The 26,450-nt window shown below is 70.8% G+C and carries 27 protein-coding genes; 6 read left to right on the top strand and 21 right to left on the bottom strand.

The window, feature by feature from the left end:
- Window positions 1-148 precede the first annotated feature (148 nt).
- The 3 genes from groL to AB0G47_RS14545 form a co-directional block, all read right to left on the bottom strand.
- Window positions 149-1,771: a chaperonin GroEL gene (gene groL, locus AB0G47_RS14555; RefSeq protein WP_360768610.1), complete on the bottom strand. Its 1,623-nt coding sequence runs from the start codon at window positions 1,769-1,771 to the stop codon at window positions 149-151.
- 116 nt (window positions 1,772-1,887) lie between these two features.
- Complete coding sequence (groES, locus tag AB0G47_RS14550) at window positions 1,888-2,196, bottom strand: co-chaperone GroES (protein ID WP_006347174.1); 309 nt, start codon at window positions 2,194-2,196, stop codon at window positions 1,888-1,890.
- 550 nt (window positions 2,197-2,746) lie between these two features.
- A complete protein-coding gene (locus AB0G47_RS14545; protein ID WP_360768607.1) occupies window positions 2,747-3,682 on the bottom strand; it encodes a polysaccharide deacetylase family protein in 936 nt (311 codons plus the stop codon).
- Between the two features lie 91 nt (window positions 3,683-3,773).
- On the opposite strand from AB0G47_RS14545, the gene AB0G47_RS14540 reads away from it, so the two are divergent.
- Window positions 3,774-5,015, top strand: a complete 1,242-nt coding sequence (locus tag AB0G47_RS14540; RefSeq protein ID WP_360768604.1) for a methyltransferase domain-containing protein — start codon at window positions 3,774-3,776, stop codon at window positions 5,013-5,015.
- Between the two features lie 71 nt (window positions 5,016-5,086).
- On the opposite strand, the gene AB0G47_RS14535 is transcribed toward AB0G47_RS14540, so the two are convergent.
- The 3 genes from AB0G47_RS14535 to AB0G47_RS14525 form a co-directional block, all read right to left on the bottom strand.
- Window positions 5,087-6,319 carry a sigma-70 family RNA polymerase sigma factor gene (locus tag AB0G47_RS14535; protein ID WP_360769030.1) on the bottom strand — a complete coding sequence of 411 codons (1,233 nt, stop codon included), beginning with the start codon at window positions 6,317-6,319 and terminating at the stop codon, window positions 5,087-5,089.
- Between the two features lie 110 nt (window positions 6,320-6,429).
- Window positions 6,430-6,786 carry a YciI family protein gene (locus tag AB0G47_RS14530; RefSeq protein ID WP_360768601.1) on the bottom strand — a complete coding sequence of 119 codons (357 nt, stop codon included), beginning with the start codon at window positions 6,784-6,786 and terminating at the stop codon, window positions 6,430-6,432.
- 45 nt (window positions 6,787-6,831) lie between these two features.
- Window positions 6,832-8,322, bottom strand: coding sequence for an MFS transporter (locus AB0G47_RS14525; protein WP_360768598.1), 1,491 nt, complete (start codon window positions 8,320-8,322; stop codon window positions 6,832-6,834).
- A gap of 56 nt (window positions 8,323-8,378) precedes the next feature.
- Here AB0G47_RS14525 and AB0G47_RS14520 point away from each other — a divergent pair, with 56 nt between their 5' ends.
- Entirely contained in the window at window positions 8,379-9,080 is a 702-nt protein-coding gene (locus AB0G47_RS14520) for a helix-turn-helix domain-containing protein (protein ID WP_360768595.1), read from the top strand.
- 172 nt (window positions 9,081-9,252) lie between these two features.
- On the opposite strand, the gene AB0G47_RS14515 is transcribed toward AB0G47_RS14520, so the two are convergent.
- From AB0G47_RS14515 to tsaB, 4 genes are read right to left on the bottom strand one after another with little or no spacing between them, the layout of a single operon-like run.
- Window positions 9,253-9,510, bottom strand: coding sequence for a hypothetical protein (locus AB0G47_RS14515; RefSeq protein WP_360768593.1), 258 nt, complete (start codon window positions 9,508-9,510; stop codon window positions 9,253-9,255).
- Window positions 9,507-10,616, bottom strand: coding sequence for a tRNA (adenosine(37)-N6)-threonylcarbamoyltransferase complex transferase subunit TsaD (gene tsaD / locus AB0G47_RS14510; protein WP_360768591.1), 1,110 nt, complete (start codon window positions 10,614-10,616; stop codon window positions 9,507-9,509). Before tsaD ends, AB0G47_RS14515 begins: the two co-directional genes overlap by 4 nt.
- A complete protein-coding gene (gene rimI, locus AB0G47_RS14505) occupies window positions 10,609-11,091 on the bottom strand; it encodes a ribosomal protein S18-alanine N-acetyltransferase (RefSeq protein WP_360769027.1) in 483 nt (160 codons plus the stop codon). The genes tsaD and rimI overlap by 8 nt, the downstream gene beginning before the upstream one ends.
- A gap of 29 nt (window positions 11,092-11,120) precedes the next feature.
- Window positions 11,121-11,777 carry a tRNA (adenosine(37)-N6)-threonylcarbamoyltransferase complex dimerization subunit type 1 TsaB gene (tsaB, locus tag AB0G47_RS14500; protein WP_360768588.1) on the bottom strand — a complete coding sequence of 219 codons (657 nt, stop codon included), beginning with the start codon at window positions 11,775-11,777 and terminating at the stop codon, window positions 11,121-11,123.
- A gap of 108 nt (window positions 11,778-11,885) precedes the next feature.
- Between tsaB and AB0G47_RS14495 the strand changes: the two genes are divergently transcribed.
- Window positions 11,886-12,440, top strand: coding sequence for a hypothetical protein (locus tag AB0G47_RS14495; RefSeq protein ID WP_360768585.1), 555 nt, complete (start codon window positions 11,886-11,888; stop codon window positions 12,438-12,440).
- Between the two features lie 422 nt (window positions 12,441-12,862).
- Here the strand turns inward: AB0G47_RS14495 and tsaE are convergent, their stop codons facing one another.
- From tsaE to AB0G47_RS14465, 6 genes are all read right to left on the bottom strand, one after another.
- Window positions 12,863-13,375, bottom strand: a complete 513-nt coding sequence (tsaE, locus tag AB0G47_RS14490) for a tRNA (adenosine(37)-N6)-threonylcarbamoyltransferase complex ATPase subunit type 1 TsaE (protein WP_360768582.1) — start codon at window positions 13,373-13,375, stop codon at window positions 12,863-12,865.
- 22 nt (window positions 13,376-13,397) lie between these two features.
- Window positions 13,398-14,609 (bottom strand): alpha/beta hydrolase, encoded by a 1,212-nt coding sequence (locus AB0G47_RS14485; protein WP_360768580.1) that lies wholly within the window; start codon window positions 14,607-14,609, stop codon window positions 13,398-13,400.
- Window positions 14,610-14,622: 13 nt separating this feature from the next.
- Complete coding sequence (alr, locus tag AB0G47_RS14480; RefSeq protein WP_360768577.1) at window positions 14,623-15,792, bottom strand: alanine racemase; 1,170 nt, start codon at window positions 15,790-15,792, stop codon at window positions 14,623-14,625.
- A gap of 50 nt (window positions 15,793-15,842) precedes the next feature.
- The gene (locus tag AB0G47_RS14475) at window positions 15,843-16,511 is read right to left on the bottom strand and encodes a L,D-transpeptidase (protein WP_360768574.1); all 669 of its coding nucleotides are present in this window, start codon (window positions 16,509-16,511) and stop codon (window positions 15,843-15,845) included.
- Window positions 16,512-16,699: 188 nt separating this feature from the next.
- The gene (locus AB0G47_RS14470; RefSeq protein WP_360768572.1) at window positions 16,700-18,163 is read right to left on the bottom strand and encodes an NAD(P)H-hydrate dehydratase; all 1,464 of its coding nucleotides are present in this window, start codon (window positions 18,161-18,163) and stop codon (window positions 16,700-16,702) included.
- Window positions 18,164-18,231: 68 nt separating this feature from the next.
- Window positions 18,232-18,600, bottom strand: coding sequence for a holo-ACP synthase (locus AB0G47_RS14465; protein ID WP_360768569.1), 369 nt, complete (start codon window positions 18,598-18,600; stop codon window positions 18,232-18,234).
- A gap of 103 nt (window positions 18,601-18,703) precedes the next feature.
- Between AB0G47_RS14465 and coaA the strand changes: the two genes are divergently transcribed.
- The gene (gene coaA, locus AB0G47_RS14460; protein WP_360769024.1) at window positions 18,704-19,684 is read left to right on the top strand and encodes a type I pantothenate kinase; all 981 of its coding nucleotides are present in this window, start codon (window positions 18,704-18,706) and stop codon (window positions 19,682-19,684) included.
- A gap of 30 nt (window positions 19,685-19,714) precedes the next feature.
- Window positions 19,715-20,662, top strand: coding sequence for a DUF389 domain-containing protein (locus AB0G47_RS14455; protein ID WP_360768566.1), 948 nt, complete (start codon window positions 19,715-19,717; stop codon window positions 20,660-20,662).
- Between the two features lie 14 nt (window positions 20,663-20,676).
- On the opposite strand, the gene glmM is transcribed toward AB0G47_RS14455, so the two are convergent.
- From glmM to AB0G47_RS14435, 4 genes are all read right to left on the bottom strand, one after another.
- Window positions 20,677-22,035: a phosphoglucosamine mutase gene (gene glmM / locus AB0G47_RS14450; protein WP_360768564.1), complete on the bottom strand. Its 1,359-nt coding sequence runs from the start codon at window positions 22,033-22,035 to the stop codon at window positions 20,677-20,679.
- A gap of 134 nt (window positions 22,036-22,169) precedes the next feature.
- Entirely contained in the window at window positions 22,170-22,691 is a 522-nt protein-coding gene (gene rpsI / locus AB0G47_RS14445) for a 30S ribosomal protein S9 (RefSeq protein ID WP_360768561.1), read from the bottom strand.
- Window positions 22,692-22,737: 46 nt separating this feature from the next.
- The gene (gene rplM / locus AB0G47_RS14440; RefSeq protein ID WP_135336143.1) at window positions 22,738-23,181 is read right to left on the bottom strand and encodes a 50S ribosomal protein L13; all 444 of its coding nucleotides are present in this window, start codon (window positions 23,179-23,181) and stop codon (window positions 22,738-22,740) included.
- A 198-nt stretch (window positions 23,182-23,379) separates the two neighbouring features.
- Entirely contained in the window at window positions 23,380-24,612 is a 1,233-nt protein-coding gene (locus tag AB0G47_RS14435) for a glycosyltransferase family 87 protein (protein WP_360768558.1), read from the bottom strand.
- A 74-nt stretch (window positions 24,613-24,686) separates the two neighbouring features.
- Between AB0G47_RS14435 and AB0G47_RS14430 the strand changes: the two genes are divergently transcribed.
- Window positions 24,687-25,535: a hypothetical protein gene (locus tag AB0G47_RS14430; protein ID WP_360768555.1), complete on the top strand. Its 849-nt coding sequence runs from the start codon at window positions 24,687-24,689 to the stop codon at window positions 25,533-25,535.
- Between the two features lie 30 nt (window positions 25,536-25,565).
- Here the strand turns inward: AB0G47_RS14430 and truA are convergent, their stop codons facing one another.
- The gene (truA, locus tag AB0G47_RS14425; protein ID WP_360768552.1) at window positions 25,566-26,420 is read right to left on the bottom strand and encodes a tRNA pseudouridine(38-40) synthase TruA; all 855 of its coding nucleotides are present in this window, start codon (window positions 26,418-26,420) and stop codon (window positions 25,566-25,568) included.
- Between the last annotated feature and the right edge of the window lie 30 nt (window positions 26,421-26,450).

Below are 26,450 nucleotides of genomic sequence, written 5' to 3'. Positions count from 1 at the left end.
CCGTAAGGGGCGCGGGGAACTGCGCGAGGACGGACCACGATCCGCAGCCGGAAAAGACGCGAAACCCGGCAGACGAGCATCCGAAAACACTGAGGCCCGGCACCCCCAACCAGGGGGCACCGGGCCTCAGTTCAGCTACAGGGCAGCCTTAGTGGGAGTGCCCGTGGCCGTGCCCGGCCTCAGCCTCTTCCTCGGCCGGCTTCTCGACGACCAGGGTCTCGGTCGTCAGCAGCAGCGAAGCGATCGACGCGGCGTTCTCCAGCGCGGAGCGCGTCACCTTGACGGGGTCGATGACACCGGCCTTGACCAGGTCGCCGTACTCACCGGTCGCGGCGTTGAAGCCGAAGCCCTTGTCGAGCTCGGCGACCTTCGAGGTGATGACGTAGCCCTCGAGGCCGGCGTTCTCGGCGATCCAGCGCAGCGGCTCGACGGCGGCGCGGCGGACGACCGCGACACCCGTGGCCTCGTCGCCGGTCTTGTCGAGGTTGCCCTCGAGGACCTTGACGGCGTGCACCAGAGCGGAGCCACCACCGGAGACGATGCCCTCCTCGACCGCGGCGCGGGTCGCGGAGATGGCGTCCTCCAGACGGTGCTTCTTCTCCTTCAGCTCCACCTCGGTGGCGGCGCCGACCTTGATGACGCACACGCCGCCGGCCAGCTTCGCGAGGCGCTCCTGGAGCTTCTCGCGGTCCCAGTCGGAGTCCGTGGCCTCGATCTCGGCCTTGATCTGGTTGACGCGGCCCTCGACCTCGGAGGCGTTGCCGCCGCCGTCGACGACGGTGGTGTCGTCCTTGGTGATGGTCACGCGGCGGGCGGTGCCGAGCACGTCCAGGCCGACCTGGTCGAGCTTGAGGCCGACCTCTTCGGCGATGACGGTGCCGCCGGTGAGCGTGGCGAGGTCACCGAGCATGGCCTTGCGGCGGTCGCCGAAGCCGGGGGCCTTCACCGCGACGGCGTTGAAGGTGCCGCGGATCTTGTTCACGACCAGGGTCGAAAGGGCCTCGCCCTCGACGTCCTCGGCGATGATCAGGAGCGGCTTCGAGGCGTTGGCCTGGATGACCTTCTCGAGCAGCGGCAGGAGGTCCTGGATGGAGGAGATCTTGCCCTGGTGGATGAGGATGTACGGGTCGTCGAGGACGGCCTCCATACGCTCCTGGTCGGACACCATGTACGGGGACAGGTAGCCCTTGTCGAAGGCCATGCCCTCGGTGAAGTCCAGCTCCAGGCCGAAGGTGTTGGACTCCTCGACGGTGATGACACCGTCCTTGCCGACCTTGTCCATCGCCTCGGCGATGAGCTCGCCGACCTGCGGGTCCTGGGCGGACAGACCGGCGACGGCCGCGATGTCGGCCTTGTCGTCGATCGGGCGCGCGGTGGCGAGGAGCTCCGCGGAGACGGCCGCGACGGCGGCGTCGATGCCCTTCTTCAGGGCGGCCGGGGATGCGCCCGCGGCGACGTTGCGCAGGCCTTCCTTGACCAGGGCCTGGGCGAGCACGGTCGCGGTGGTGGTGCCGTCACCCGCGATGTCGTTGGTCTTGGTCGCCACCTCCTTGACGAGCTGGGCGCCGAGGTTCTCGTACGGGTCCTCGACCTCGACCTCACGGGCGATGGTGACGCCGTCGTTGGTGATGGTCGGGGCGCCGAACTTCTTGTCGATGACGACGTTGCGGCCGCGGGGGCCGATCGTCACCTTGACCGTGTCGGCAAGCTTGTTGACGCCGCGCTCAAGGGCGCGACGGGCGTCCTCGTCGAACTTCAGGATCTTCGCCATGGGAGCGGTTCAGCCCTCTCGAAAACTCGGGATTGAACGAACTGCGCCCCTTGCCGCCCGGCAATCAGCGGGGTGACCAGGGGCGCAGCTCAAAGCAATGTTCTGCTTCGGGTGAATTACTTCTCGACGATCGCGAGCACGTCGCGAGCCGAGAGGACGAGGTACTCGTCGCCGTTGTACTTCACCTCGGTGCCGCCGTACTTGCTGTACAGCACGACGTCGCCGACCTTGACGTCGAGCGGCAGGCGCTCGCCGTTCTCGAAGCGGCCCGGGCCCACGGCGAGGACAGCACCCTCCTGGGGCTTCTCCTTCGCGGTGTCCGGAATGACCAGGCCCGAGGCCGTGGTCTGCTCGGCGTCGAGCGGCTGGACCACAATGCGGTCCTCGAGCGGCTTGATGGCAACCTTGGAGCTGGCGGTCGTCACGATCCGGTCTCCCCCTTCGGAGATCTACGGGGTTAACAGTCTGAAGTGGCGACCAGGTGGATCCGTCGTCGCGGGTGCCGGACCTGCCCGTCGCTATTGGCACTCTCCAGTGGGGAGTGCCAGAGCTGAGACTAGGACGGGGATTAGCACTCGGTCAAGCGGAGTGCCAATTGCTGACGCGGGTCTTAGCGGTGGGGGGTGCCTTCTGGGGGTGCGGGGGATGCCCCGGGCCCCTCTTGGCAACGTTTCTCCGTGGTGGGGGGTTCCGTCTCCGTTGCCTCGTGCCGTTGCGTTTTCGGTGGCCCGGCAGGTGGGGCTGTGCCCACCCTTCCCAAAGCTCTCGGCTCCGCTCGACCAGGGGAGACCCCACTCGCCCTGCGGAACGCCTGCCCACAGCGGTCAGCCTCCGGCTCCCGCTTCGGGACCTTTTCTGCCGCCTTCCGGCCCAGCCTCTCGATCGGGTCCACCGACTGGGCGCAGCCCGTGAGGAGTGCGGGCGCGAGGACGGCTGCCGCGAGGGCTCCGGCAAGGAATCGCCGCGCCCGCCCGGTCACAGGTAGTCCTCAAGGCTGGCCACCGCGTACCCCTTGTCCGTGACCGTCTTCATGACCTTGCGGATCATGTCGGGCATGCTGCCCTTCCAGTGCTCGCGCCCCCTGAAGTGCGTGAGGATGATGTCGCCGGGGTGCAGGTCCTTGTCCCACTCGCGCCACTCCATGCGGTCGACGAAGGCCTCCGACGCCCACAGCGGCACCGCCTTGATGCCGCAGGACTTGGCGGCGCGCAGCGTGTCCACGTTGTAGTTGCCGTACGGCGGGCGGAAGAGCTCGGGCCGTTTGCCGTACCGCTTCTTGATGATGTCCTGCATGCCGCAGATCTCGCGGCGCTGGCCCGCGTACGAAAGTCCCGGCATATAGCGGTGGTTGAGGGTGTGGTTGTTCAGGGAGACGCCGCGGGACTGCATCTTCTTGAAGTAGCCGTAGTTCTCCTTGACCAGATAGTCGCTGAGGAACGCGGTGTACGGGATCTTCAGCTCGGTCATCATCTTCAGCAGCGCCGGGTCCTTCTCGGCGCCGTCGTCGATGGTCAGGAAGACGACCTTCTTCTTGGTGGGGATGGTCGTGAAGACCGGCGGCAGGCCCGCCTGGCCCTTGACCTCGAAGCCCTTGCGGGTGGTGATCCGCGGCTTCTTGGCGGGGGCCGCGGGAGCGGTCAGCGGGGTCTTCGCCAGGCCCCAGCGTTTCGCGGCGGCGGCGCGGGCGCCCTGGGCGACGCGGAGCTTGTGGGCGTAGGAGTCGAGAGCGCGGGCCGGCGGGGCCTCGAGGCGCTGCTGGCCGGGGGCGGGCTTCACACCGTCCGACTCACCTCCGACCGCACAGCCGGAGGCGATCGCGGCGGCGGTGAGGACAGCCGCGGTGACCCGCGTCCGGCCCTTCCGTCGCTTCCGTCTTCTGCCGTATTGATCGTTTTGTCGTACTAGTTGCATGGCGCCGGATCTTTGCAGCTCACGGCCCTGATGAGGGGCCGACACCGCCGCCGCGCGCGCACCATCCACCGACTGGCCCACAATGGGCCGGGTGAACGACCTCGACCACGCCCTGGCCTCCTTCTCCGCGCTGCTCACCCCCGAGGGCCGGTCCCTGCTCGATCTCGACGAGGTGCGGGAGGCCGAGCCCGCGCGGGAGCTGGCCGTCGCCACCCGACTGCGCCGCGAGCACCCGGCGGAACTGGTCACGGCGGTCCTCGCACAGGCGCGGCTGCGGCGGCGGGCGGTGGCGAAGTTCGGCGCCGAGGACGCGGGGCGGATGTTCTTCACGCCGAACGGCGTCGAGCAGGCGACGCGCACGAGCGTGGCCGTGCACCGCGCGGAGAGCTTCAAGGCACTGGGCGTACGCAGTCTCGCCGACCTCTGCTGTGGCATCGGCGGCGACGCGATCGCGCTCGCGCGGGCCGGGATCGCGGTCCTCGCCGTCGACCGCGACCCGCTGACGTGCGCGGTGGCGCGTGCGAACGCGGAGGCGCTTGGGCTCGCGGAGTTGATCGAGGTGCGCGAGGGCGATGTCACCGAGGTCGACACATCCGCGTACGACGCAGTCTTCGTGGACCCGGCGCGGCGGGGCGGGCGGGGCCGCATCTTCGATCCCGAGGCCTACTCGCCGCCCCTCTCCTGGGCGATCGAGGCCGCCCGCAAGGCACCGCACGCGGCGCTGAAGATCGCTCCCGGGATCCCGCACGAGGCGGTGCCGGACGACGCCGCTGCGGAGTGGATCTCGGACGGCGGCGACGTGAAGGAGGCCGTGCTGTGGTTCGGCACCGAGTCCCCCGCCTCGCACCGCGCGACGCTGCTGCCATCGGGAGCCTCGCTGTGGTCCTCGCTCGACGCGATGCTGCCGGATCCGGAGGTGCGGTCCGTCGGGCGCTATCTGTACGAGCCGGACGGCGCCGTCATCCGTGCGCATCTGGTGGCGGAGGTGGCCGCGCGGGTCGAGGGCGGTCTGATCGACGAGACGATCGCGTACGTCACGTCGGACTCGCTACACCAGACGCCGTACGCGGTGGCGTACGAGATCACCGATCAACTCCCCTTTGGGGTGAAGAAGTTGAAGGCAGTGCTGAGGGAGCGCGAGGTCGGGATCCTGACGGTGAAGAAGCGGGGGTCGGCGGTGGAGCCGGAGGAGCTGCGACGGAAGGTGAAGCCGCAGGGCAAGAACTCGGCGACGGTTTTTCTCACGCGGGTGGGTGGGGCGCCGACGATGCTGATCGGCCACCCGGTACCTGAATCTTTCAGCCCGTCGAGGGGGTCCCTCCCTGCTCTTTAAGAGCTTGGGGGAGTTTGAGGACGAACTCGTCGAAGCCGGTGATCATCCGGTGCGCACAGCTGGGGGCACCCCTACCCGCACTCCCCCGCCCGCGCCAGCAAAAGCTCCCGCTCCCGCACATTCCGCGCAAGCCCCGCCGCCCGCTCGAACTCCGCCCGCGCCTCCGCCCGGCGACCGAGCCGCAGCAGCAGATTTCCCCGCACGCTCGGCAGCAAGTGGTAACCCCTCAGGGCCGGTTCAGAGGCCAGCGCGTCCACCAGGGGCAGCGCCTCCGACGGGCCTGAGGCCATCGAGACCGCCACCGCGCGGTTCAGTTCGACCACCGGCGAGGGCGCCCGCTCGGCCAACAGGGCGTACAGGGCGGCGATCTGGGCCCAGTCCGTCTCCTCGTACGAAGCCGCGTTCGCGTGGTTCGCGGCGATCGCGGCCTGCAGGGCGTACGGCCCGGGAGCCGCCGAGGAAACCGCCCGCGCCCGCGCGAGCGCCGCGAAGCCGCGCCGGATCAGCGCCTGGTTCCAGCGGCGCCGGTCCTGTTCCGCGAGGAGCACCGGCTCGCCCGCAGGACCCGTCCGCGCACCGGCGCGCGAGGCCTGCAGCTCCAACAGCGCCGCCAGGCCGTGCACTTCGGGCTCCTTCGGCATCAGACCGGACAGCACGCGGGCAAGGCGCAGCGCGTCCTCGCAGAGGGAAGGACGCAGCCAGTCGTCGCCCTCCGTGGCCGCGTACCCCTCGTTGAAGATGAGGTAGATGACCTCCAGGACCGATCCGAGGCGGGCCTCGCGGTCGGGACCGTACGGAACTTCGAAGGGCACGCCCTTGGCGGCGAGAGTGCGTTTCGCGCGCACCACGCGCTGGGCCACCGTCGGCTCGGGGACCAGCATCGCGCGGGCGATCTCCGCCGTCGTCAGACCGCCGAGCAGCCGCAGCGTCAGCGCGATACGGGCCTCGGCGGAGAGCACCGGGTGGCAGGCGGTGAAGACGAGGCGCAGCAGGTCGTCGTCGATGTCGTCGGGGTCGGCGTCGGCCGGGTCGTCGGCGGACGGCGGCGCCGCCTCCAGGTCGCGGCCCATCTCGGCCAGCTTGAGCGCGTAGCGCTCCCTGCGGCGTACGAGGTCGATGGCGCGGCGCTTGGCCGTGGTCATCAGCCAGGCGCCCGGGTTGTCGGGGACGCCGGTCGCCGGCCACTGTTCGAGCGCGGCGACCAGCGCGTCCTGGGCCAGTTCTTCCGCGATGCCCACGTCGCGCACGATCCGCGCGACACCGGCGACGACGCGCGGCGACTCGATCCGGAAGACGGTGTCGATGGCGCCGCGGGAGGCGTCCGGGCGAGGGTGCTCGGAAGGGCGAGGGTGCTCAGAAGAGTGGGCCGTCACGGCCACCCATCAGAGCACCCTGCGCGGGGCACCGCAAAGACTCAGCCCTCGGCGATCTCCCGCACCTCCGCCGTCACCGTCCACTCCTCGTCGTGGATCTTCAGGAAGCGGCTTGCCCACTCGATCGCCTCGGCCTTGTCCTTGCACTGGGAGATCGAGTAGCCGCCGACGACCTCCTTGGCCTCGGTGAACGGCCCGTCCGTGACGGACAGGCGGCCGCCCTCCCAGTGCACCCGGGAGGCCTCGGACGTCGGCGTGAGGCCGGCGGTGTCGAGCATGACGCCCGCCTTGGTGATCTCTTCGAGCAGCTCACCCATGCGCTGCCCCATCTCGGGGCTCGGGCCGCCCTCGGGAGAGTTCTTCTCGTCGATGCGGATCATCGTCAGGTAGCGCGGCATGACCGGTTCTCCATTCGGTGCGTGGGCGGGGCTTCTGCCCGCCTCTCACCCATGCGTCGAACGGGAGACGCCCGGATCGACATCGTCGCCGAGATTCTTCGAAGTTTCTTCCTGGGCCTGCGTCTGCGCAGGTCGGAGCCGTGCGGGCGCGCGATGCAGCACGGCTGTCGCCAGGGCGGCCGCGACGAGGAGCGCCGCCGCGACCCAGAACGCCGCCGCGTACCCGTCGACGAGCGGGCCCGGCCCCCGCCCCTCCCCCGTGACCCCCGACGCCACCGTGGCAAGGACCGCGAGCCCCAGCGAGCCGCCCAGCTGCCGGGAGCTGTTGAGCAGCCCCGACGCCATGCCGGTCTCCTCGGCGGCGACACCCGATGTCGCGGCCGTGCCCAGCGGCACGAAGCACATGCCGATGCCCACGCTCGCGACCATCGAGGGCCCCAGGATGGAGTTCAGGAACGTGCCGTCGACGCCCACCGTGAGCCCGAACCAGGCGAGCCCCGCCGCCCCGAGCAGCCCGCCGGTGACCAGGAGCGCCCGCTCCCCGAAGCGCGCCACGGTCCGCGCCGAGATGACCGAACCGGCGACGACGCCCACGCAGAAGGGCAGGAAGGCCGCTCCCGCCGTCGTCGGACCGTACGAAAGCACCTCCTGGAGGTAGAGCGAGGTGAAGTAGAAGGCGGCGAACTGGCCCGACGACATCAGGAGCGAGAACGCGTTCGCGGAGAGCACCGGCCGGTGCGCCAGCAGGCCGAGCCGCAGCAGCGGATCCCGCTTGCGGGACTCGACGACGGCGAAGGCGGCAAGCAGCACCACCGCCGCGCCCAGCGTGCCCAGGGTCGTACCGGATCCCCATGCGTACGTCTCCGTGCGCACCAGGCCGAGGACAAGCACCGCCATGCCCGCCGTGACGAGCAGCGCCCCCACCACGTCGAGGCGCGGCGCGGGCCCGGTGCGCCGCTCGGCGGGGACGCCGCCGCGCGAGAGGAGGAGCGCGGCAAGGACCACCGGGACGTTGATCAGCATCACGGAGCGCCAGCCGGCCCAGTCCGTGAGCAGTCCGCCCGCCATCACGCCGACCGCGCCGCCGAGCGCGCCCGACGCCCCCCAGAGCCCGAGCGCCCGCGAACGCGCGGCCCCCGCCTCGTAGTTGACGGTGATCAGGGCGAGGGCGACGGGGGCGAGCGCCGCCGCGCCCGCGCCCTGCACGGCCCGCGCCGCGACGAGCTGCCCCGGCGTGCCTGCGAGACCGCCCGCCAGGCTGGCGGCACCGAAGACCGCGAAGCCGGCGATCAGGGTGCGCCGCCGCCCCACCAGGTCGGCGAGCCGCCCGCCGAGCATGAGGAGGCCGCCGAAGGCCAGCGCGTAGGCGTTGACCACCCAGATCAGTGAATCGGCCCCGAAGCCGAGGTCGTCGCCGATGTCGGGAAGCGCGATGTTGACGACGGACATGTCGAGCGAGACGAGGAACTGCACGGTGAGCAGCACCGGCAGCAGCCAACGGTGGTGCGAGGGCGTCGAGTCAGCAGTTTTCACCATGCCCAGGAACATTACTATACGCGTATAGAAAATCAACCGGGAAGCGTTCCCCGACAATGAGCCACGTGGCAGCTGAAAAGGCAGAAGAGAAAAAGACCGAAGAGAAGAAGAAACGCGGCCGCCCCAGCCGCATCGACCTCGACGCGATCGTCGGCATCGCGCGCCGCATCCTCCAGGAGGAAGGCGTCGCCGCCCTCAGCATGCGCCGGGTCGCCAAGGAGGTCGGCACGACCCCGATGGCGCTCTACCACCACGTACGCGACAAGGACGAGCTCCTGATGCTCACCCTGTCCGGCATGGCCGACTCGGTCCCCCGCCCCCAGCTGCCCGACGACCCGCGCGACCGGATGCTCGCGGTCTCCGTGCACATGCACGGCACGCTGGCGGGCATGCCCTGGGTGGTCGAGGTCCTGAGCCTCGGTGATCTCACCGACAAGGGCGCGCTGTGGATGGTCGACGAGATCGTCGGCTCGGCGATGACGCTCGGACTCACGCCGGGCCAGGCCGTCGCCGCCTACCGCACCATCTGGCACTGCGTGTACGGCGACCTGGTCTTCCGTCAGGCGATGGCCCGCCGCGCCGAAGAACCCGACCGCAAGCGCCACTTCCCCGACATGATCACGGCCGCGGACGCCGATGAGCTGCCCCACATGACCGCACTGGCCGACCGCTGGCTGGAACTGACGGCGGACTACGACGTGTCCAAGCAGTTGGGAGCGGTCATCGACGGGCTCCTGGGGCAGGCGGGACGCCCCTGACACTTCCGGGCCGATCACGGGGGACGGGATGGCACTGCTGAACCAGGGCGCACGACAACGCCGGGCACGCTCGCCCTGCTGTCCACGGTGGTCACGACGGTTCTGGCGCTGACGGCCGTGGCGCTGCTCCTGCGGGTGCCCGAGCCGGACTAGGGCTCGGGCGTACGCCGCGTCAGTCCACGCCGACCGATTCGAACCGCCACCTGTGCACGGCCCGCGTCACCAACTCCGGTGCGGGCTCCGGCAGTTCGGGAAGGTCGGCGTCGTACGCGGCGTCCCACCAGGTCAGCACGAGCACCCGGTCCTGCGGGGCGCGGAAGCTCTCCCGCCGGGCCGGCTCACCGTCCAGGACCTGCGCCCGCGCCCAGGCGAGCAGTTCCTCGCCCCGCCCTTCGGCGGCGCGGGCCTCCCACATCAGCGCGACGGTCACGAGTAGAGGTTCTCCTTGCTGACCTCGTGCACGTGATCGTGAGAGTGGTCGTGATCGTGCGTGTGCCCCGGGACGTGCGGCTCCGTCACCGGCAGCGAAGAATCCGCCGACAGGTCCCAGGCCGAGGCCGAGCGGTTCCTGGCCACCATCTCCGCGCCGAGGGCGGCGACCATCGCGCCGTTGTCCGTGCACAGCTTCGGCCGCGGCACCCGCAGCCGGATCCCGGCCGCCTCGCAGCGCTCCTGCGCGAGCGCCCGCAGCCGGGTGTTGGCGGCCACGCCGCCGCCGATCATCAGGTGGTCCACGCCCTCGTCCTTGCAGGCCCGCACGGCCTTGCGGGTCAGCACGTCGACGACCGCCTCCTGGAAGGACGCCGCCACATCACGTACGGGAACGTCCTCGCCCGCGGCCCGCTTGGCCTCGATCCAGCGCGCGACGGACGTCTTCAGACCGGAGAAGGAGAAGTCGTACGCGGGGTCGCGCGGCCCGGTGAGACCGCGCGGGAAGGTGATCGCTGTCGGGTCGCCCTCCTTCGCGTAACGGTCGATGACGGGACCGCCGGGGAAGCCCAGGTTGAGCACCCGCGCGATCTTGTCGAAGGCCTCGCCCGCCGCGTCGTCGATGGTCGCACCCAGCGGACGTACGTCCGAAGTGATGTCGGCGGACAGGAGCAGCGAGGAGTGACCGCCCGACACCAGAAGCGCCATCGTCGGCTCCGGCAGCGTGCCGTGCTCCAGCTGGTCCACGCAGATGTGCGAGGCCAGGTGGTTCACGCCGTACAGCGGCTTGCCGAGCGCGTACGCGTACGCCTTGGCCGCCGAGACGCCGACAAGCAGCGCGCCCGCGAGACCGGGCCCCGCGGTCACCGCGATGCCGTCGAGGTCCTTCGCCGTCACGCCCGCTTCCTTCAGGGCGCGGTCGATGGTCGGCACCATGGCTTCCAGGTGCGCGCGGGACGCGACCTCGGGCACGACACCGCCGAAGCGGGCGTGCTCGTCGACGCTGGAGGCGACGGCGTCGGCGAGCAGGGTGGTACCGCGGACGATGCCGACGCCGGTCTCGTCGCAGGAGGTCTCGATGCCGAGTACGAGCGGTTCGTCAGCCATGGGTGTCGGTTCCTTGCGCGGGATTCACTGAGGTTGATGGATCGGTCAGGCGCATCACCAGGGCGTCCACATTGCCCGGCTGGTAGTAGCCGCGTCTGAAGCCGATGGGCTCGAAGCCGAAGCGCTCGTACAGCTTCTGCGCCCGTGTGTTGTCGACCCGCACTTCCAGCATGACCTCGGCACACTCGAAGGCCGTCGCCGCGCCCAGCAGATCGGTCAGAAGCCGGGAGCCGAGCCCCGTGCCCCAGTGGCTCGGGGCCACCGCGATGGTCTGTACGTCGGCCTGGTCGCCGGAGGACGCGAGCCCCGCGTACCCGACGAGCCGTTCGCCGTCCATCGCCACGACATAGCGGCGGGTGGCCAGCGGGCCGCGCGCGTGCGCGAGCTCGGACCAGAACATGCCGCGCGACCAGGCGTCGTCCGGGAAGAGCTCCTTCTCCAGGACGAAGACGGGTTCGATGTCCCACCAGCGCATCTCGCGCAGGACGACTGTCGTCACGGACGTCACTTGGGGGTGACCACCTTGTAGTTCTTGGGGACCTGCGCGTCCGGGCGGCGCAGGTAGAGCGGCCTGGGGGCCAGCAGCTCCTCGCCGGCGGCGAGCTTCTCCGCGGCGAGCGAGGCCAGCGAGGCCGCCGAGACGTGCTCGGGGGCGCGGGCGTCCGGGAAGGTGTCGGGGTAGAGCACCGCGCCCGCGCCGACGGCGGGCAGCCCGGCCACCGCCTCCGCGATGTCCGCGGGCCGGTCCACGGCGGCGTCCGTGAGGCGGGTGCGGGGGTCCGCGTACCGCGCCCAGTAGACCTCCTTGCGCCGCGCGTCCGTGGCGACGACGAAGGGGCCGCTCTCGATGCCGGACTCGTACGCGAGGCCGTCGAGCGTGCACACGCCGTGCACCGGCACACCGAGCGCGAGGCCGAAGGTGTCGGCGGTCATCAGGCCGACGCGCAGACCGGTGTAGGGGCCGGGGCCCACGCCGACGACGATGCCGGTCACCGCGTCGAGTCTCAGCCCCGCCTCGGCTAGCACCCGGTCGACGGCTGGCAGCAGCAGCTCGCCGTGGCGGCGGGCGTCCACCTGGCTGGAGGCTGCGACGACGGACGACCCGTCGTGCAGGGCGACGGTGACGGCGGGGGTTGCGGTATCCAGAGCGAGCAAGAGCACGCGAACAGCCTACGGCTCCGGCGCACGGCGCACGGCCGACCGGGGAAGCCGCACACCTGCTGCTACCGTCAACGCGTAGCCGTGCGGAGTACGAAGAGGGTGGCGCAGTTGTCCAGGAGCAGCTCGGGATTCGTGGCCGGGCTCACCGCGGCCGCGCTCGCCGCGGTCGGCTTCCTCGCGTACCAGGCATCGGCCAGCGCGCCGGACCACCTGACGGGCAAGAAGCCGGACGCCGACCCCTCGGCCTCCGCGTCACGCTCCCCCAAGGACAAGGCCGGCCCGAAGGCGGTCCCCGCACATTCCGGTTCGGGCGAGCGGGTCATCTACTCGGTGGGCGAGGACCGCGTCTGGCTGGTCAAGGCCTCCGGCAAGGCGCAGCGCACGTACAAGGTCACGCCGAGCACGGTGGACCCCGTACCGGGGACGTACGCCGTCAGCTCGCGCTCGGGGACGGTCACCGGAACGGACGGCGTGCCGATCGAGCACGTCGTGCGCTTCACCAGCGTGGAAGGCATCGCGATCGGATTCAGCTCGGCGGTGGACGGCTCGACACCGAAGCCGGACCCGTCGAAGAAGACGGGCGGCATCCGCCAGTCACGCGAGAACGGCAACGCGATGTGGGAGTTCGCAACGATCAGCGCGAAGGTCGTAGTCGTTCCTTAGGTACAGCCCCTCAGATACCGCCGGGGGGGCGCCCCGTCAGGGGCGCGGGGAACTGCGCGAGCAACCACAACAGCCCCGCAGCCGCGCACGGCGATCCGAGGCAGCCCCCTAGGCGCTCTTCCGCTCCCGAGGAACCCGCACCCCGCGCTCCGGCGCGCTCGGCGGCGTGGACACCGCCCGAGCAGCCGCACACGAAGCCAGCAGCACGCTCATGGAAACGCCCGAAGGCCCAGGGGCCCGCCGCGCGTCACGTTCAGAAGCCGACATGGACGCCTCCTGGGGCTCCGGGGCAGACATGGTTAGGTAGACCTAACCTGTACCGGTATCCATGTGACCACGCGCAGAGCGCCCGGCGCAACATCTTCCCGACGCCTTGTCGGAACCTTCATTGAAACGTACGAAAGCAAAGGCCCCGCACGGGACTACGCGGCCAGCAACGTGAGGTCCGCCTCGGCCCAGCGCGCCCCGACGCCGCTCAGCGTCACCTCCCGCACCTCGTCCGTGGTGTCGCCCACCGCACGGTGAATCAGCACGCGCAGCCGATCGTCGGAGAGCTCCTCGACCTTGCCGTCACCCCACTCCACGACGATCACCGATTCGGGCAGCGAGACATCGAGATCGAGGTCCTCCATCTCGTCGAGCCCGCCGCCCAGGCGGTACGCGTCCACGTGCACGAGCGGCGGTCCGTCGCCGAGGGACGGGTGGACGCGGGCGATGACGAAGGTCGGGGACGTGACGGCGCCCCGTACGCCGAGGCCCTCACCGAGGCCACGGGTCAGGGTCGTCTTGCCCGCGCCGAGCTCGCCGGTGAGCATCACCAGGTCGCCGGGGCGCAACAGTTTGGCAAGCCGGCGGCCCAACTCGCCCATCTGCTCGGGCGAGTTGACGGTGATCTTGAGGGTGGTGGCGGGGATCGGGTCGTGCGGTGCTTCCATGCCGACCACGTTAGCGGCTGCGTCAGCCGCTTGAAGTCCGCGCATCCGCCGCCGCAGGCACGGCACCCGCCCTGGCCAGCAGGTCCGCGAGCCGGTCGGTGACCACCTCGGGGTGCTCCAGCATGACCAGATGCCCCGCGTCCGGTACGAGCACGAATTCGGCCTCCGGGAGCAGATCGGCGATCGCCTCGCTGTGCTCGCTCGGCGTCACCAGGTCCTTCTCCCCGGCGAGCACGAGCACCGGCAGCTCGGCGAAGTACCGCAGCGCCTCCGCCTTGTCGTGCTCGGCGAACGCCGGATAGAACTCCGCGACCACGTCGATCGGCGTCGACTCAATCATCCGCTCGGCGAACCGCGAGATCGCCGGGTCCACGTCCTTCGACGAGAACGAGTAGCGCTTGATGATCCCCGCGAAGAGATCGGATGTGGCCCGCCGCCCCCGCTCCACCAGGGCGGCCTGCGAACCGAGCGCCTTCAGCACGCCGGGCAGGACGCGCCGGACGGCGTTCATCCCGGCCACCGGAAGCCCGAAGTTGACCTGACCGAGCCGCCCGGCCGACGTACCCACAAGAGCGACCCCCACGACCCGCTCGCGGATCAGCTCGGGGAACTGGTCGGCAAGCGCCATCGTCGTCATGCCGCCCATGGAGTGCCCGACCAGGACCAGCGGCCCCTCGGGCGCGGCCGCGTCGATGACGGCCTTAAGGTCCCGCCCCAGCTGGTCGATGGAGACCGGCTTCCCGTCGTCGAGCTGTGCGGCCCCGCGCCCGGACCGGCCGTGGCTGCGCTGGTCCCAGTAGACACACCGCACGACACCGCGCAGGGCGGCCCGTTGGAAGTGCCAGGAGTCCTGGCTCAGGCAGTAGCCATGGCTGAAGACGACGGTGACCGGGGCGGGCACCTTGCGCCCGAAGAGCCGGCGCCGCCGCGGCGCCTGCGCGCTCTCCGCCTCGACCTCGTCGACCTCGTACGAAAGCTCCGTGCCGTCGTCCGCGTACGCCTTGCCCGGCATGCCGCGCAGCGATCCGTAAGGACCCGACGCGTCGAGCGCGAGCCGTGCCTTCTGGCGCATGCCGCGGCCGACGGTCAGCCGCTCGATGGCGACACCGGCCGCGGCGCCCGCCGCGACGACGCCTATCGCGGCACCGGCGATGCCTGCCCTGCGCCAGTTCCCGGCCGCGGCGGCGACTTCCGTCACCGCTTCCGCGGCCGCCCCCGTGCTGCTCTCGCTCACGTGCCGCTCCTACTCAGTCGTCGAGCCGGTCGCCCTCTTCGGCCCGCTCATTCACATAGACGCGCGGAACACGCGATCCGATGCGGGTGACGATCTCGTACGCGATGGTCCCCGCCGCCTGCGCCCAGTCCTCGGCGGTCGGCTCGCCCCGGTCACCGGGGCCGAACAGGACGGCTTCGGAGCCGGCCGCCGGCTCGTCACCGCCGAGGTCGACCACGAACTGGTCCATCGCCACACGCCCGGCGACCGTCCGCCACTTGCCGCCGACGAGAACCGGTCCGGTGCCAGAGGCGTGCCGCGGGATCCCGTCCCCGTACCCCAGGGGGACGAGGCCCAGGGTGGTCTCCCCGGGCGTGACGTAGTGATGCCCGTAACTGACGCCGTGACCCCCCGGAACATGCTTCACCAGGGCGAGCGAGGCGCTGAGCCTCATGACGGGGCGCAGACCGAAGTCCTCCGGCGTCCCCACCTCGGGGCTCGGCGAGATCCCGTACATCGCGATGCCCGGTCGTACGAGATCGAAGTGGGTCTCCGGCAGGGTGAGCGTGCCCGGCGAGTTGGCGATGTGCCGCACCTCGGGCCGGATCCCCCGCTCCTCGGCGGCGGCGACCATCTCGCGGAAGAGCCGGAGCTGAGCGGCGATGGAGGGATGGCCCGGCTCATCTGCGCACGCGAAGTGCGACCAGAGCCCGGTGACGCGCACAAGCCCCTCGGCCTCGGCCTGAAGCGCCTGCGAGACGAGCTCGGGCCAGTCGGCGGGCATACAGCCGTTACGCCCGAGCCCGGTGTCGGCCTTCAGCTGAACACGCGCGGGACGCCCCGCCTGCCGCGCGGCGGCCGCGACCTCGCGCAACGCCCACAACCCGCTCACCGACATGTCGAGGTCGGCCTCGATGCCCTCGCGCCAGGGCCCGCCCGGGGTCCACAGCCAGCACATCAGACGCCCCTGGATCCCGGCGGCGCGCAGCGCGAGCGCCTCCTCGGGGGTCGCGGTGCCCACCCAGGTGGCACCGGCCTCGATCGCGGCCCGAGCGCAGGGCACCATTCCATGTCCGTACGCATCGGCCTTCACCACGGCCATGAAGGCGGCGCCTGGCGCGTGGGCACGCAAAGTCCGCACATTGGCCCGGAGGGCGGCCAAATCGATCTCGGCGCGGGCACGCAAGGGTGCGGTCTCAGTCATAACGCCGACCAGTCTCTCAGAGCCCACCGACACCCACGCAGCCGCGCGCCTCAGGTCCCGGGCCTGCGCCCCCACGCATAGACCCGGTCTCCCTTGTGGAGCGTCTTCCACAGGCGACGTGCGTCGTCGAGCCGCAGGTTCACACAGCCGTGCGAGCCGGGCGGGTTGTGGATGCTGGCGTAGATGCCGTGGAAGGCCTGCCCGCCGTCAAAGAACTGGCTGTAGGGCATCGGCGTCTCATAGATCGACGACCAGTGGTTCTTGTGCTTCCAGTAGACCTTGTGCCACCCGGTACGGGTCGCGTACCCGGCCCGCCCGCTCCGCACGGGCATGGGCCCGAGCAGCACGCGCTTCCCCTTCTGCACCCACATCAACTGACGCCGCAGATCGACACAGGCGACGCGGTACGCGCGCGTGGGGCACTTCTTCTTCGCGGCATTCGGCACGTCAACACCGGGCGGCACGGATTCGATGAGCTCTTCGCCGCGGGCGGGGGCCGGTTCGACGGCGTCTTCTTCGGCACTGGGGGTGTAGGTGTCCGGCGCCAGGGCCTGGTCCGGGGTGTCCTGCTGCCAGGGGTGTGGCGGAGGGAGCGGGACGCCGGGCGCGGGGGATGCGGGGCGCGGCGGCGGGGGTTCGGCGATGGCGGGCCCCGCGGGGATGGCGGCGGCCATCGCAAGGAGCAGAGAAAGCACGCGCCGGGCGGTCTGACTGATCATGCGATGAGCGAACCCTGCGGGGCATGGGCGTGGCGCTGAGCCGCGCGGCGGAGTCACCCAAAGGGTGGCGCCCTCCGCCCGCCGCCGCCACCGACTCCCTCCGCGGCACACCCACCCGAAGATCCGCCGCTGATCGGCGGGACAACAACGCGAAGCGGCGGGACAACAAGCGGCCCGAGGCCGCAGGCCTACCCCCGTACATCCCGCCAAGCCACCGGAAGCGCCGCCGCAACGTCCTGCGCCCCCACCGGCGCCCCATCCGCCGCATGCCGAGCGGCAAGACCATGGAGATACGCCCCCACCGCCCCCGCGTCCCCCGCCGAAAGCCCCGCCGCCAGCAACGACCCGGCAAGCCCCGACAGCACATCCCCACTGCCCGCGGTGGCAAGCCACGGCGTACCCGTCGGATTGACCCGCACCACGCCCCCGCGGCCACCCCCGCGTCCGCCCGCAGCCCCGGCCACCAGCGTCGTAGACCCCTTCAGAAGCACCGTCGCCCCATACCGCCCCGCCAACTCCCGCACAGCCGCAAGGCGCCCCCGCTCCACTTCCCCCCGCGAGACCCCAAGGAGCGCCGCCGCCTCCCCCGCATGCGGCGTCAGCAGAGTCGGAGCGGAACGCCCCCGCACCACCTCGGCCTCGACAAGCCGCAGCCCGTCCGCGTCGATCAGCACCGGCACATCCGCGGCGACCACGTCCTGAAGACGCCCCGCATCGTCCCCGAGCCCCGGCCCGACCACCCACGCCTGCACCCGCCCCGCCTTGGACGGCGCCCCGTCGGAGACAAGCGCCTCGGGGAACCGGGCGATCACCGCGTCCACGGCAGGCCCGACGTACCGCACGGCCCCCGCCCCACCCCGCAGCGCACCCGCGACCGTGAGCACCGCGGCCCCCGGATACCGCGCCGACCCGGCGACGACACCCACCACGCCCCGCCGGTACTTGTCGCTCTCCCCCGTCGGCTCCGGCAGCAGCGCGGCCACGTCCTCGTACTGAAGAGCCTCCACTTCAGGAGCCCCGAGCACCGCCCCGAGCCCGATGTCCACGAGCCGCACGACACCGGCGTACTCCCGCCCGGGATCGATAAGCAGCCCCGGCTTGTACGCCCCGAAGGTCACCGTGACGTCGGCCCGCACCGCGTCCCCGGCCACCACCCCGGTGTCGGCGTCGACGCCGCTCGGCAGATCGACGGCGACCACGGGCACCCCCGACTCCCGCACCAGGCCCACCACTTGAGCGGCCCCGGCCCGCAGCCCGCCCTGCCCGCCGATGCCCACGATCCCGTCGACGACAAGGTCGGCACCCCGCAGAGCGTCCTCCACCCCAAGAGAATCCGCAGCGGAAAGCACCCGCCCCCCGGCCGCACGGAACGCCGCGAGCCCACCTGCATGCACCCGATCGGGCGAGAGCAGCACCGCGCCGACCCCCGCGCCACGCCGGGCGAGCCGCGCCCCGGCGTACAGCGCGTCGCCCCCGTTGTCCCCGCTGCCCACAAGCAGCACGACACGGGCCCCGTACACCTTGCCGAGCACCTGGGCGCAGACCACGGCGAGCCCGGCGGCGGCCCGCTGCATCAGGGCGCCTTCCGGCAACCGGGCCATCAACGACCGCTCGGCGGCCCTGACCGTCTCCACGGAGTACGCAGTACGCATGCCCCGAGTCTGTCAGCCGACAACACGGCCCGCAGCGACCAACCGACCACAGCCGACCGCCAGAACCCCTACCCCTCAGCTATCACCACAGCGGAAGCCACCCCCGCGTCATGGCTGAGCGACACATGCCACTGCCGTACCCCCAGCTCGGCGGCCCGCGCGGCCACCGTCCCCTTCACCCGCAGCCGCGGCTGCCCGCTCTCCTCGACGAACACCTCCGCGTCCGTCCAGCGCAGCCCCGCCGGCGCCCCCAGCGCCTTGGCCAGCGCCTCCTTCGCCGCGAACCGCGCGGCAAGCGACGCGGTGCCCCGCCGTTCCCCGCTCGGCAGCCACAACTCCCGCTCCACGAACAACCGCTCGGCCATCCCGGCCGTGCGCTCGAGCGACGCACCGAACCGATCGATCTCGGCCACGTCGATACCAACCCCAATAATCACGGGCAGCAGCCTAGAGCCCCGCCCGAGCCCCGCAGGGTGACGCACCCCACCCTCCGCCCCGTTCAAACAGCCGTAACAATGGACTGTGATCTCTTCGGTCTCCGTGCCCCCGACGGCACCCCGGAGCGCCCACCGGCACAAGCCGGAGGCGACTCCCTACGTCGACCTCACCCGCGCCGAGTGGAGTGCTCTCCGCGAGAAGACACCCCTGCCCCTCACCGCGGAAGAGCTGGAGAAGCTGCGCGGCCTCGGTGACGTCATCGACCTCGACGAGGTGCGGGACATCTACCTCCCGCTCTCCCGCCTCCTCAACCTCTACGTCGGCGCGACGGACGGCCTGCGCGGCGCCCTCAACACCTTCCTCGGCGAGAAGGGGTCCCAGTCCGGAACCCCCTTCGTCATAGGAGTCGCGGGCTCGGTGGCGGTCGGCAAGTCCACCGTCGCCCGCCTCCTGCAGGCCCTGCTCTCCCGCTGGCCCGAGCACCCCCGCGTTGAACTGGTCACCACGGACGGCTTCCTGCTCCCCACCAAGGAGCTGGAGGCCCGCGGCCTGATGTCCCGCAAGGGCTTCCCGGAGTCGTACGACAGAAGAGCCCTCACCCGCTTCGTGGCGGACATCAAGGCGGGCAAGGACGAGGTGACTGCCCCCGTCTACTCCCACCTGATCTACGACATCGTGCCGGGCCAGCGCCTCTCCGTCCGCCGCCCCGACATCCTCATCGTCGAGGGCCTGAACGTCCTGCAGCCGGCCCTCCCCGGCAAGGACGGCCGCACCCGCGTCGGCCTCGCCGACTACTTCGACTTCAGCGTGTACGTGGACGCGCGCACGGAGGACATCGAGCGCTGGTACCTGAACCGCTTCCGCAAGCTGCGCGCGACGGCCTTCCAGAACCCGTCCTCGTACTTCCGCAAGTACACGCAGGTGTCGGAGGAAGAGGCCCTCGACTACGCCCGCACCACCTGGCGGACCATCAACAAGCCCAACCTGGTGGAGAACGTGGCCCCCACCCGCGGCCGCGCGACCCTGGTCGTACGCAAGGGCCCCGACCACAAGGTGCAGCGCCTGAGCCTGCGCAAGCTGTAGCCGCCCGGCTCCCCCGGCTACGCTGCGCGCATGCTGCATCTGCGCCTGATCACTCCGGCCGACAAGACGGACGCCGTGGTGCGCCTGATCGAGAAGACGGTCGGCGCCACGCACCTGGCCGTCGTGCCGGGCGCGGCCCGCAACCCGGCGGGTGACGTCGTGATGTGCGATGTCGCCCGTGAAGCGGGCGACACCCTGATCGGGGGCCTGCGCGCGCTCGACATCGACAAGACCGGCTCGATCGCCCTCGAACACATCGATCTGTCGCTCTCCCTGCGCGCGGACAAGGCGGAGGACGAGGCGCCGGGCGAGGGCGCGGACGCGGTCCTGTGGGAGCAGCTCACGGACGCGACGCACGAGGAGTCGACGCTCTCGATCACGTACGTCGCCTTCATCACGCTCGCCACGATGATCGCGGCCTGCGGTGTCGTGCTCGACAACGCGATCCTGATCGTCGGCGCGATGGCGGTCGGCCCCGAGTTCGGCCCGCTCGCGGGCTTCTGCACCGCCCTCGTGCAGCGCGCCCCGCGGCTCGCGCTGCGCTCGCTGATCGCCCTGTTGGTGGGCTTCGCGGCGGCGATGGTGGTCACCGTCGGCTTCAGCTACTTCATGGACGCGATGAACCTGTTCAGCGACGAGGCCCTGAAGTCGCAGCGCCCGAACACGAACTTCATCTACCGCCCCGACTGGTTCTCGTTCGTCGTGGCCGTCCTCGCCGGCGCGGCGGGCACGCTCTCGCTCACCTCGGCCAAGTCGGGCGCGCTGGTGGGCGTGGCGATCTCGGTGACGACGGTCCCGGCCGCGGCGAACGCGGCCGTCGCCTTCAGCTACAGCGAGTACAAGCAGGCATGGGGCTCCACCGAACAGCTGCTTCTCAACCTGCTCGGCATCGTCCTGGCCGGCACGCTCACGCTGCTGGTCCAGAAGGTCCTCTGGACCAGACAGCACGAACGTACGGCGAAGTCAGGACTCCGCTAGAACGGACAACAGCCCTACCCCAGCGCGGACTTCACCACGTCGGCAAGCCGCCCGGCCACCGACCGGGCCTGCTCTATGTCGGCCGCCTCGACCATGACCCGCACCAGCGGCTCGGTGCCCGACGAGCGCAGCAGCACCCGCCCCGTCGCGCCCAGCTCGGCCTCGGCCTCGACGACGGCGGCGGTCAGCTCCGCGGAGGTCGTGACCCGCGACTTGTCGACGTCGGGCACATTGATGAGCACCTGCGGAAGCCGCTCCATGACCCCGGCGAGCTCCGCGAGCGAACGCCCCGTCTCGGCGACGCGCGCCGCGAGAAGGAGGCCCGTCAGCGTGCCGTCACCCGTCGTCGCATGGTCGAGGATGATCACGTGCCCGGACTGCTCGCCGCCGAGGGCGAAGCCGTGCTCCTTCATCGACTCCAGGACGTACCGGTCGCCGACGGCGGTCTGCACGAGGGACAGGCCCTCGCGCTCCATGGCGAGCTTGAAGCCCAGGTTCGACATGACCGTCGCGACAACGGTGTTCGAGCGCAGCTTGCCGTGCTCCCGCATGGCGAGCGCGAGCACCGCGAGGATCTGGTCGCCGTCGACCTCGGCGCCCGTGTGGTCCACGGCCAGGCAGCGGTCCGCGTCGCCGTCGTGCGCGACACCGAAGTCGGCGCCGTGCTCGACGACGGCGGCCTTCAGGAGGCCCAGGTGCGTGGAGCCGCAGCCGTCGTTGATGTTCAGGCCGTCCGGCTTGGCGCCGATCGTGATGATCTCGGCACCGGCGCGGGCGAACGCCTCGGGCGAGACACGGGCGGCCGCGCCGTGCGCCTCGTCGAGGACGATCTTCAGCCCTTCGAGGCGGTTCGGCAGGACGCCGATGAGATGGGCGACGTACTGGTCGAGGCCCTGGTCGTACGTCGTCACACGGCCGACGCCCGCGCCCGTGGGGCGCTGCCAGGGAGCGCCGGTGCGGTGCTCCTCGTACACGGACTCGATACGGTCCTCGAGCTCGTCGGCCAGCTTGTGGCCGCCGCGCGCGAAGAACTTGATGCCGTTGTCCGGCATGGCGTTGTGGCTCGCGGAGAGCATCACGCCGAGGTCGGCGCCCAGCGCACCGGTGAGATGCGCCACCGCGGGGGTGGGCAGCACACCGACGAGCTGGACGTCCACGCCCGCGCTCGCGAGACCGGCGACCACCGCGGCCTCCAGGAACTCCCCTGACGCGCGGGGGTCCCGCCCGACCACCGCGACCGGCCGATGGCCCTCGAACGTGCCCGCCTCGCCGAGCACATGAGCCGCCGCAACGGAGAGCCCGAGCGCGAGCTCGGCCGTCAGATCCGCGTTGGCGACACCGCGCACGCCGTCCGTGCCGAAGAGTCGTCCCACTGCTGTCCTCCTCCGGACTTCTACCCCGGGATCACCGGGGTCCCGCCCCGGTGATCACCAGGGTTCCCGATAAACGAACGCCCCGGCGGCACACAACGTGCCGCCGGGGCGAACGAAAAGCACAAGCAGGCAGATTAACGCTTGCTGTACTGCGGAGCCTTGCGGGCCTTCTTGAGACCGGCCTTCTTGCGCTCGACCGCACGGTCGTCACGCTTGAGGTAACCGGCCTTCTTGAGGGCGCCACGGTTGTTCTCGACGTCGGCCTCGTTCAGCGCACGGGCGACACCGAGACGGAGCGCACCGGCCTGGCCGGAGACGCCGCCACCCGAGATGCGGGCGATGACGTCGTAGCGGTTGTCGAGCTCGAGCACCTTGAAGGGCTCGTTGACTTCCTGCTGGTGGACCTTGTTCGGGAAGTAGTCCTCGAGCGTGCGCCCGTTGACCTTCCACTTGCCGGTGCCCGGGACGATCCGGACGCGGGCGATGGCGTTCTTGCGACGGCCCAGGCCGGCGGCCGGCTGCGGGTCGCCGAAGCGCGCGGCGTTCGACTCCGAGGTGTACTCGCCCTCGACGGGCGCCTCGGACTCGGTGGTGTACTGCTCTACGTCAACAACCTCGGTCTCTTCGACCGGCTGCTCAACGGTGGTCTCGGCCACGATTCTCCTCAGATCTTTCTTTACGTCTTAGGGGGTGTGGCCGGAACTACTGCGCGACCTGGGTGATCTCGAACGGCACCGGCTGCTGCGCAGCGTGCGGGTGCTGGTCGCCCGAGTAGATCTTCAGCTTCGAGAGCATCTGACGACCCAGGGTGTTCTTGGGGATCATGCCCTTGATGGCCTTCTCGACGGCCTTCTCGGGGTTCTTCGCCAGCAGCTCGTCGTAGCGCACCGAACGAAGACCGCCCGGGAAGCCGGAGTGGCGGTAAGCCAGCTTCTGGGTCTTCTTGTTGCCGGAGAGGTGAATCTTCTCGGCGTTGATGATGATGACGAAGTCACCCATGTCCATGTGCGGCGCATAGGTCGGCTTGTGCTTGCCCCGGAGGAGGTTCGCTGCCGTAGTCGCCAGACGGCCCAGGACGATGTCCTGCGCGTCGATGATGTGCCACTGGCGAGTGACATCGCCGGGCTTGGGGCTGTACGTACGCACTTCGTAGCCTTCGCTTCTTCAGTGGATGGGGTCCAGACACACGGCACCCCAGAAACGATCGGAAGCGATCATGCAGCTGGGGCACACAATGCCGGGGACGCTGCCCGTATGCGAGCCACTGGTAACTGCTCCAGGGAACCTACGTATGGGCCCTTCGCGTGAGAACGACGAAGCCAATACGCATAACAATCCCCGAGACTACCCGCGCCGCCCCGTACGGGTCAAAACGCGGCTCCGGAGACCGGCACCGGCGACTCCCCCACCACGGGCGGGACTGAACTTTCCAGCCATGACCCCGCCCGTCCGGACGCAGCTCCGGGCAACCGTGAGCGCCAGCACACAGAGCGTCACGAAATCCCGGAAGGCCCGCCTGGTACCCGGCTCCAGCCAGGGCCAGCTGAACCCCGGCACCTGCGGCACGAGCGCCACCCAGAACCACGGCCCCCTGGCCACCGCACCCGGCATGAGCGCCCCCGCGAGCAGCAGCGGCACGACGACCAGCAAATAGTGGTCGTACGACGGCCTGGACACCAGGAAGGCCGCCAGCATCAGCATCACGGCCGTCTCGACCACCCGCAGCGGCCCCGCGCCCCCGCAGGACCACCGCCGCCAGGCGCACCACACCCCCGCCGCCGCAGCCGTGACCGCCAGCAGCGAAGCCGCCCCCTGCGGCACCCCCAGACGCGGAAGCACCGCAGCGGGCGACGCCTCATAGAGCCGTACGAAACGGTCGTCGCCCCGCAACAGGAACGGCAGCGTCCGCGTGAAGAACCCGGTCGGATCCGGCATGAGCAGCGCCGCCCCCACGGACACCGCCCCGGGCACGAGCACGGCCCCCGCGAGCCCCCGCCACCGCCGCGCGAAGACGAAGAGCAGCGCCACCGGCGCGAGCAGCGGCTTCACGGCGACGGCCGCCCCGATCACCAGGCCCGCGGCCACCCACCTCCCCCGGCACACGAGCAACAGCGCGAGGGGCAGCGCGGCCGCCGACGCCACGGTCCAGTTGCCGAGCTCGACGAGGTGCCCGAACGGCGCGAACCCCACGGCGAGCGCGAGAAGCCCGATGACCGCGAACCGGCTGCCCCACGCCACCCCGTGGATCCGCAGCGCGCACGCCCACCCGACGACGAGCGCGGCCGTGACCCCGCCCGGCACCAGGAACCGCACGACGGACTGCGGGAGCAGCGCCTGCGGCAGCGCGGCGAGCACGGCCCCCGGCAGATACAGAAAGTGCCGGTCGGCGTAGGGCGAGCGCCCGTCCAGCCAGGCCTCGGCGGCCCCCACCACGATCGCGTTGTCCATCCCGCCGTCCGGGCCGCGCAGCCCCACCCGGACGACCGCGGCGAGCAGCACCGCCCCGAGCACCGCCCAGACGTGCCAGGTCGCAGGCCGCGACAACCACCCACTAAGAGCGTCTTTGCCCGTATTCATACGGATCAGGCTAGGTCGGAGGCTGCCCCCGGCCCCGGCTCAACATCCCCAACTCCCCGTCTAAGATGCGGCGCATGAGCTTTGGGCAAGGGGGACCTCAGTGGGGTCCGGGCGATGGACAGACCCCTGACTGGGCGGCGCTCGCCGAGGCGTCCGAGTCGCGCGCCCGGCGCCGCAAGTGGCTGATGATCGGCGGTGGCGCGCTCGCCACGGTCGCGGTCGCCGCCGCCGTGGCCGTCGCGGTCGTCTCCGCGAACAGCGACAACTCCTCCGCGTCGAACAAGCCGGCCAGCGAGCTGCCGACGACCGCGGACATCCCCGGGGCGAGCACGAACCCCGGCCCGTCCTTCGAGGAGACGACGCCGCCGCCCCCGCCGGACCCCAAGGAGTTCATCTCCAGCGCCAAGAAGGACAAGGCGCCGCTCAGCGCCGACACCCTCTTCCCCGGCAAGACGCTGACCTCGGGCGACAGCGTCTACAAGAAGGGCGCGACCAGCGGCACGAAGAAGTGCGCGAGCGTCACCCAGGCCGCCCTGGGCTCGCTCCTCACCAAGCACGACTGCAAGACGCTGTACCGCGCCAGCTATGTGAAGGACAACGTGGCGGTGACGGTCGGCGTGGCCGTCTTCGACACCGCGGCCCAGGCCGAGAAGGTCAACAAGCAGGCGGAGAAGGGCCTCGTCGTCTCGCTCCCCGGCAAGGGCGTGCCCAGCTTCTGCCGTACGGCGGTCTGCCGCGGCACGTACAACGCGTACGGCCGCTATGCCTACTTCACGACCACCGGCTTCACCAGCGACAAGGACGTCACGAAGCAGGACCGCAAGGTCTACTCCGTCGGCGACGACCTGGCCCGCTTCACCTTCCAGCAGATCAACCGGCGGGGCGAGGCGCAGGCCTCCGCCGCGGCCAACGCCCCGCAGTAGACCGGAAGTCGACGGTCCGGCGACCGGGGCTCAGCAGCACCCGGCGCCGGGCAACGTCCGCTTGTTGCGCGCTTCCTTGCTGCGCGCGGCGAGCAACTCGTCGGCGGGGTAACCGACTTCCTCAAGGGTCAGCCCGTGCGGCCGCACGACATGCACGGCGGAGTCCCGGACGCCGGCGGCAAGCACCTTCGCGGGCCACTCCACAGGCCGATGCCCGTCCCCCACGAACAACATGGCACCCACCAACGACCGCACCATGTTGTGGCAGAAGGCATCGGCCCGCACGGTCGCCTCGAGAATCCCGTCGTCCCGCCGCTCCCACCGCAGTTCCTGCAGCGTACGAATGGTCGTGGCACCCTCACGCCGCTTGCAGTAGGCCGCGAAGTCATGCTCGCCGATGAGCCGCTCGGCAGCCGCGTTCATCGCGTCGAGATCCAACTCCCAGTCGTGCCACAGCACATGACTGCGCAACAGCGGGTCGACACCGCCGGGATGGTCGGTCACGCGATAGGCGTAGCGCCGCCACACGGCCGAGAACCGCGCGTTGAACCCGGCGGGCGCCTCGGCCACCTTCCAGATCCGCACATCGTGCGAAAGCCGCCCGGCGAGCCGCCGCAGCAGCTTGTCACCGTGCTCGGCCCACACGCCCTCCGGCAGATCGACATGGGCGACCTGCCCCCGGGCGTGCACCCCGCTGTCGGTCCGCCCCGCGACGGTCAGCTCGTACGTCTCCTGCGACCGCGTCACGGTCCGCAGCGCACTCTCGATCTCCCCCTGGACGGTCCGCTGCCCCTGCCGCTGCTTGGCCCAGCCGGAGAAGTCCTTCCCGTCGTAGGAAAGGTCGAGGCGCACCCGCACAAAGCCGGGCTCTACTTCATCACTCACACCGCAATCCTCTCAGCACCAGGTGCATAC

This window comes from Streptomyces sp. NPDC021622, from assembly GCF_040640795.1.
GTDB lineage: Bacteria > Actinomycetota > Actinomycetes > Streptomycetales > Streptomycetaceae > Streptomyces.
Note: the sequence above shows the minus strand (reverse complement) of the source record. Positions and strands in the feature narration are given on the sequence as shown.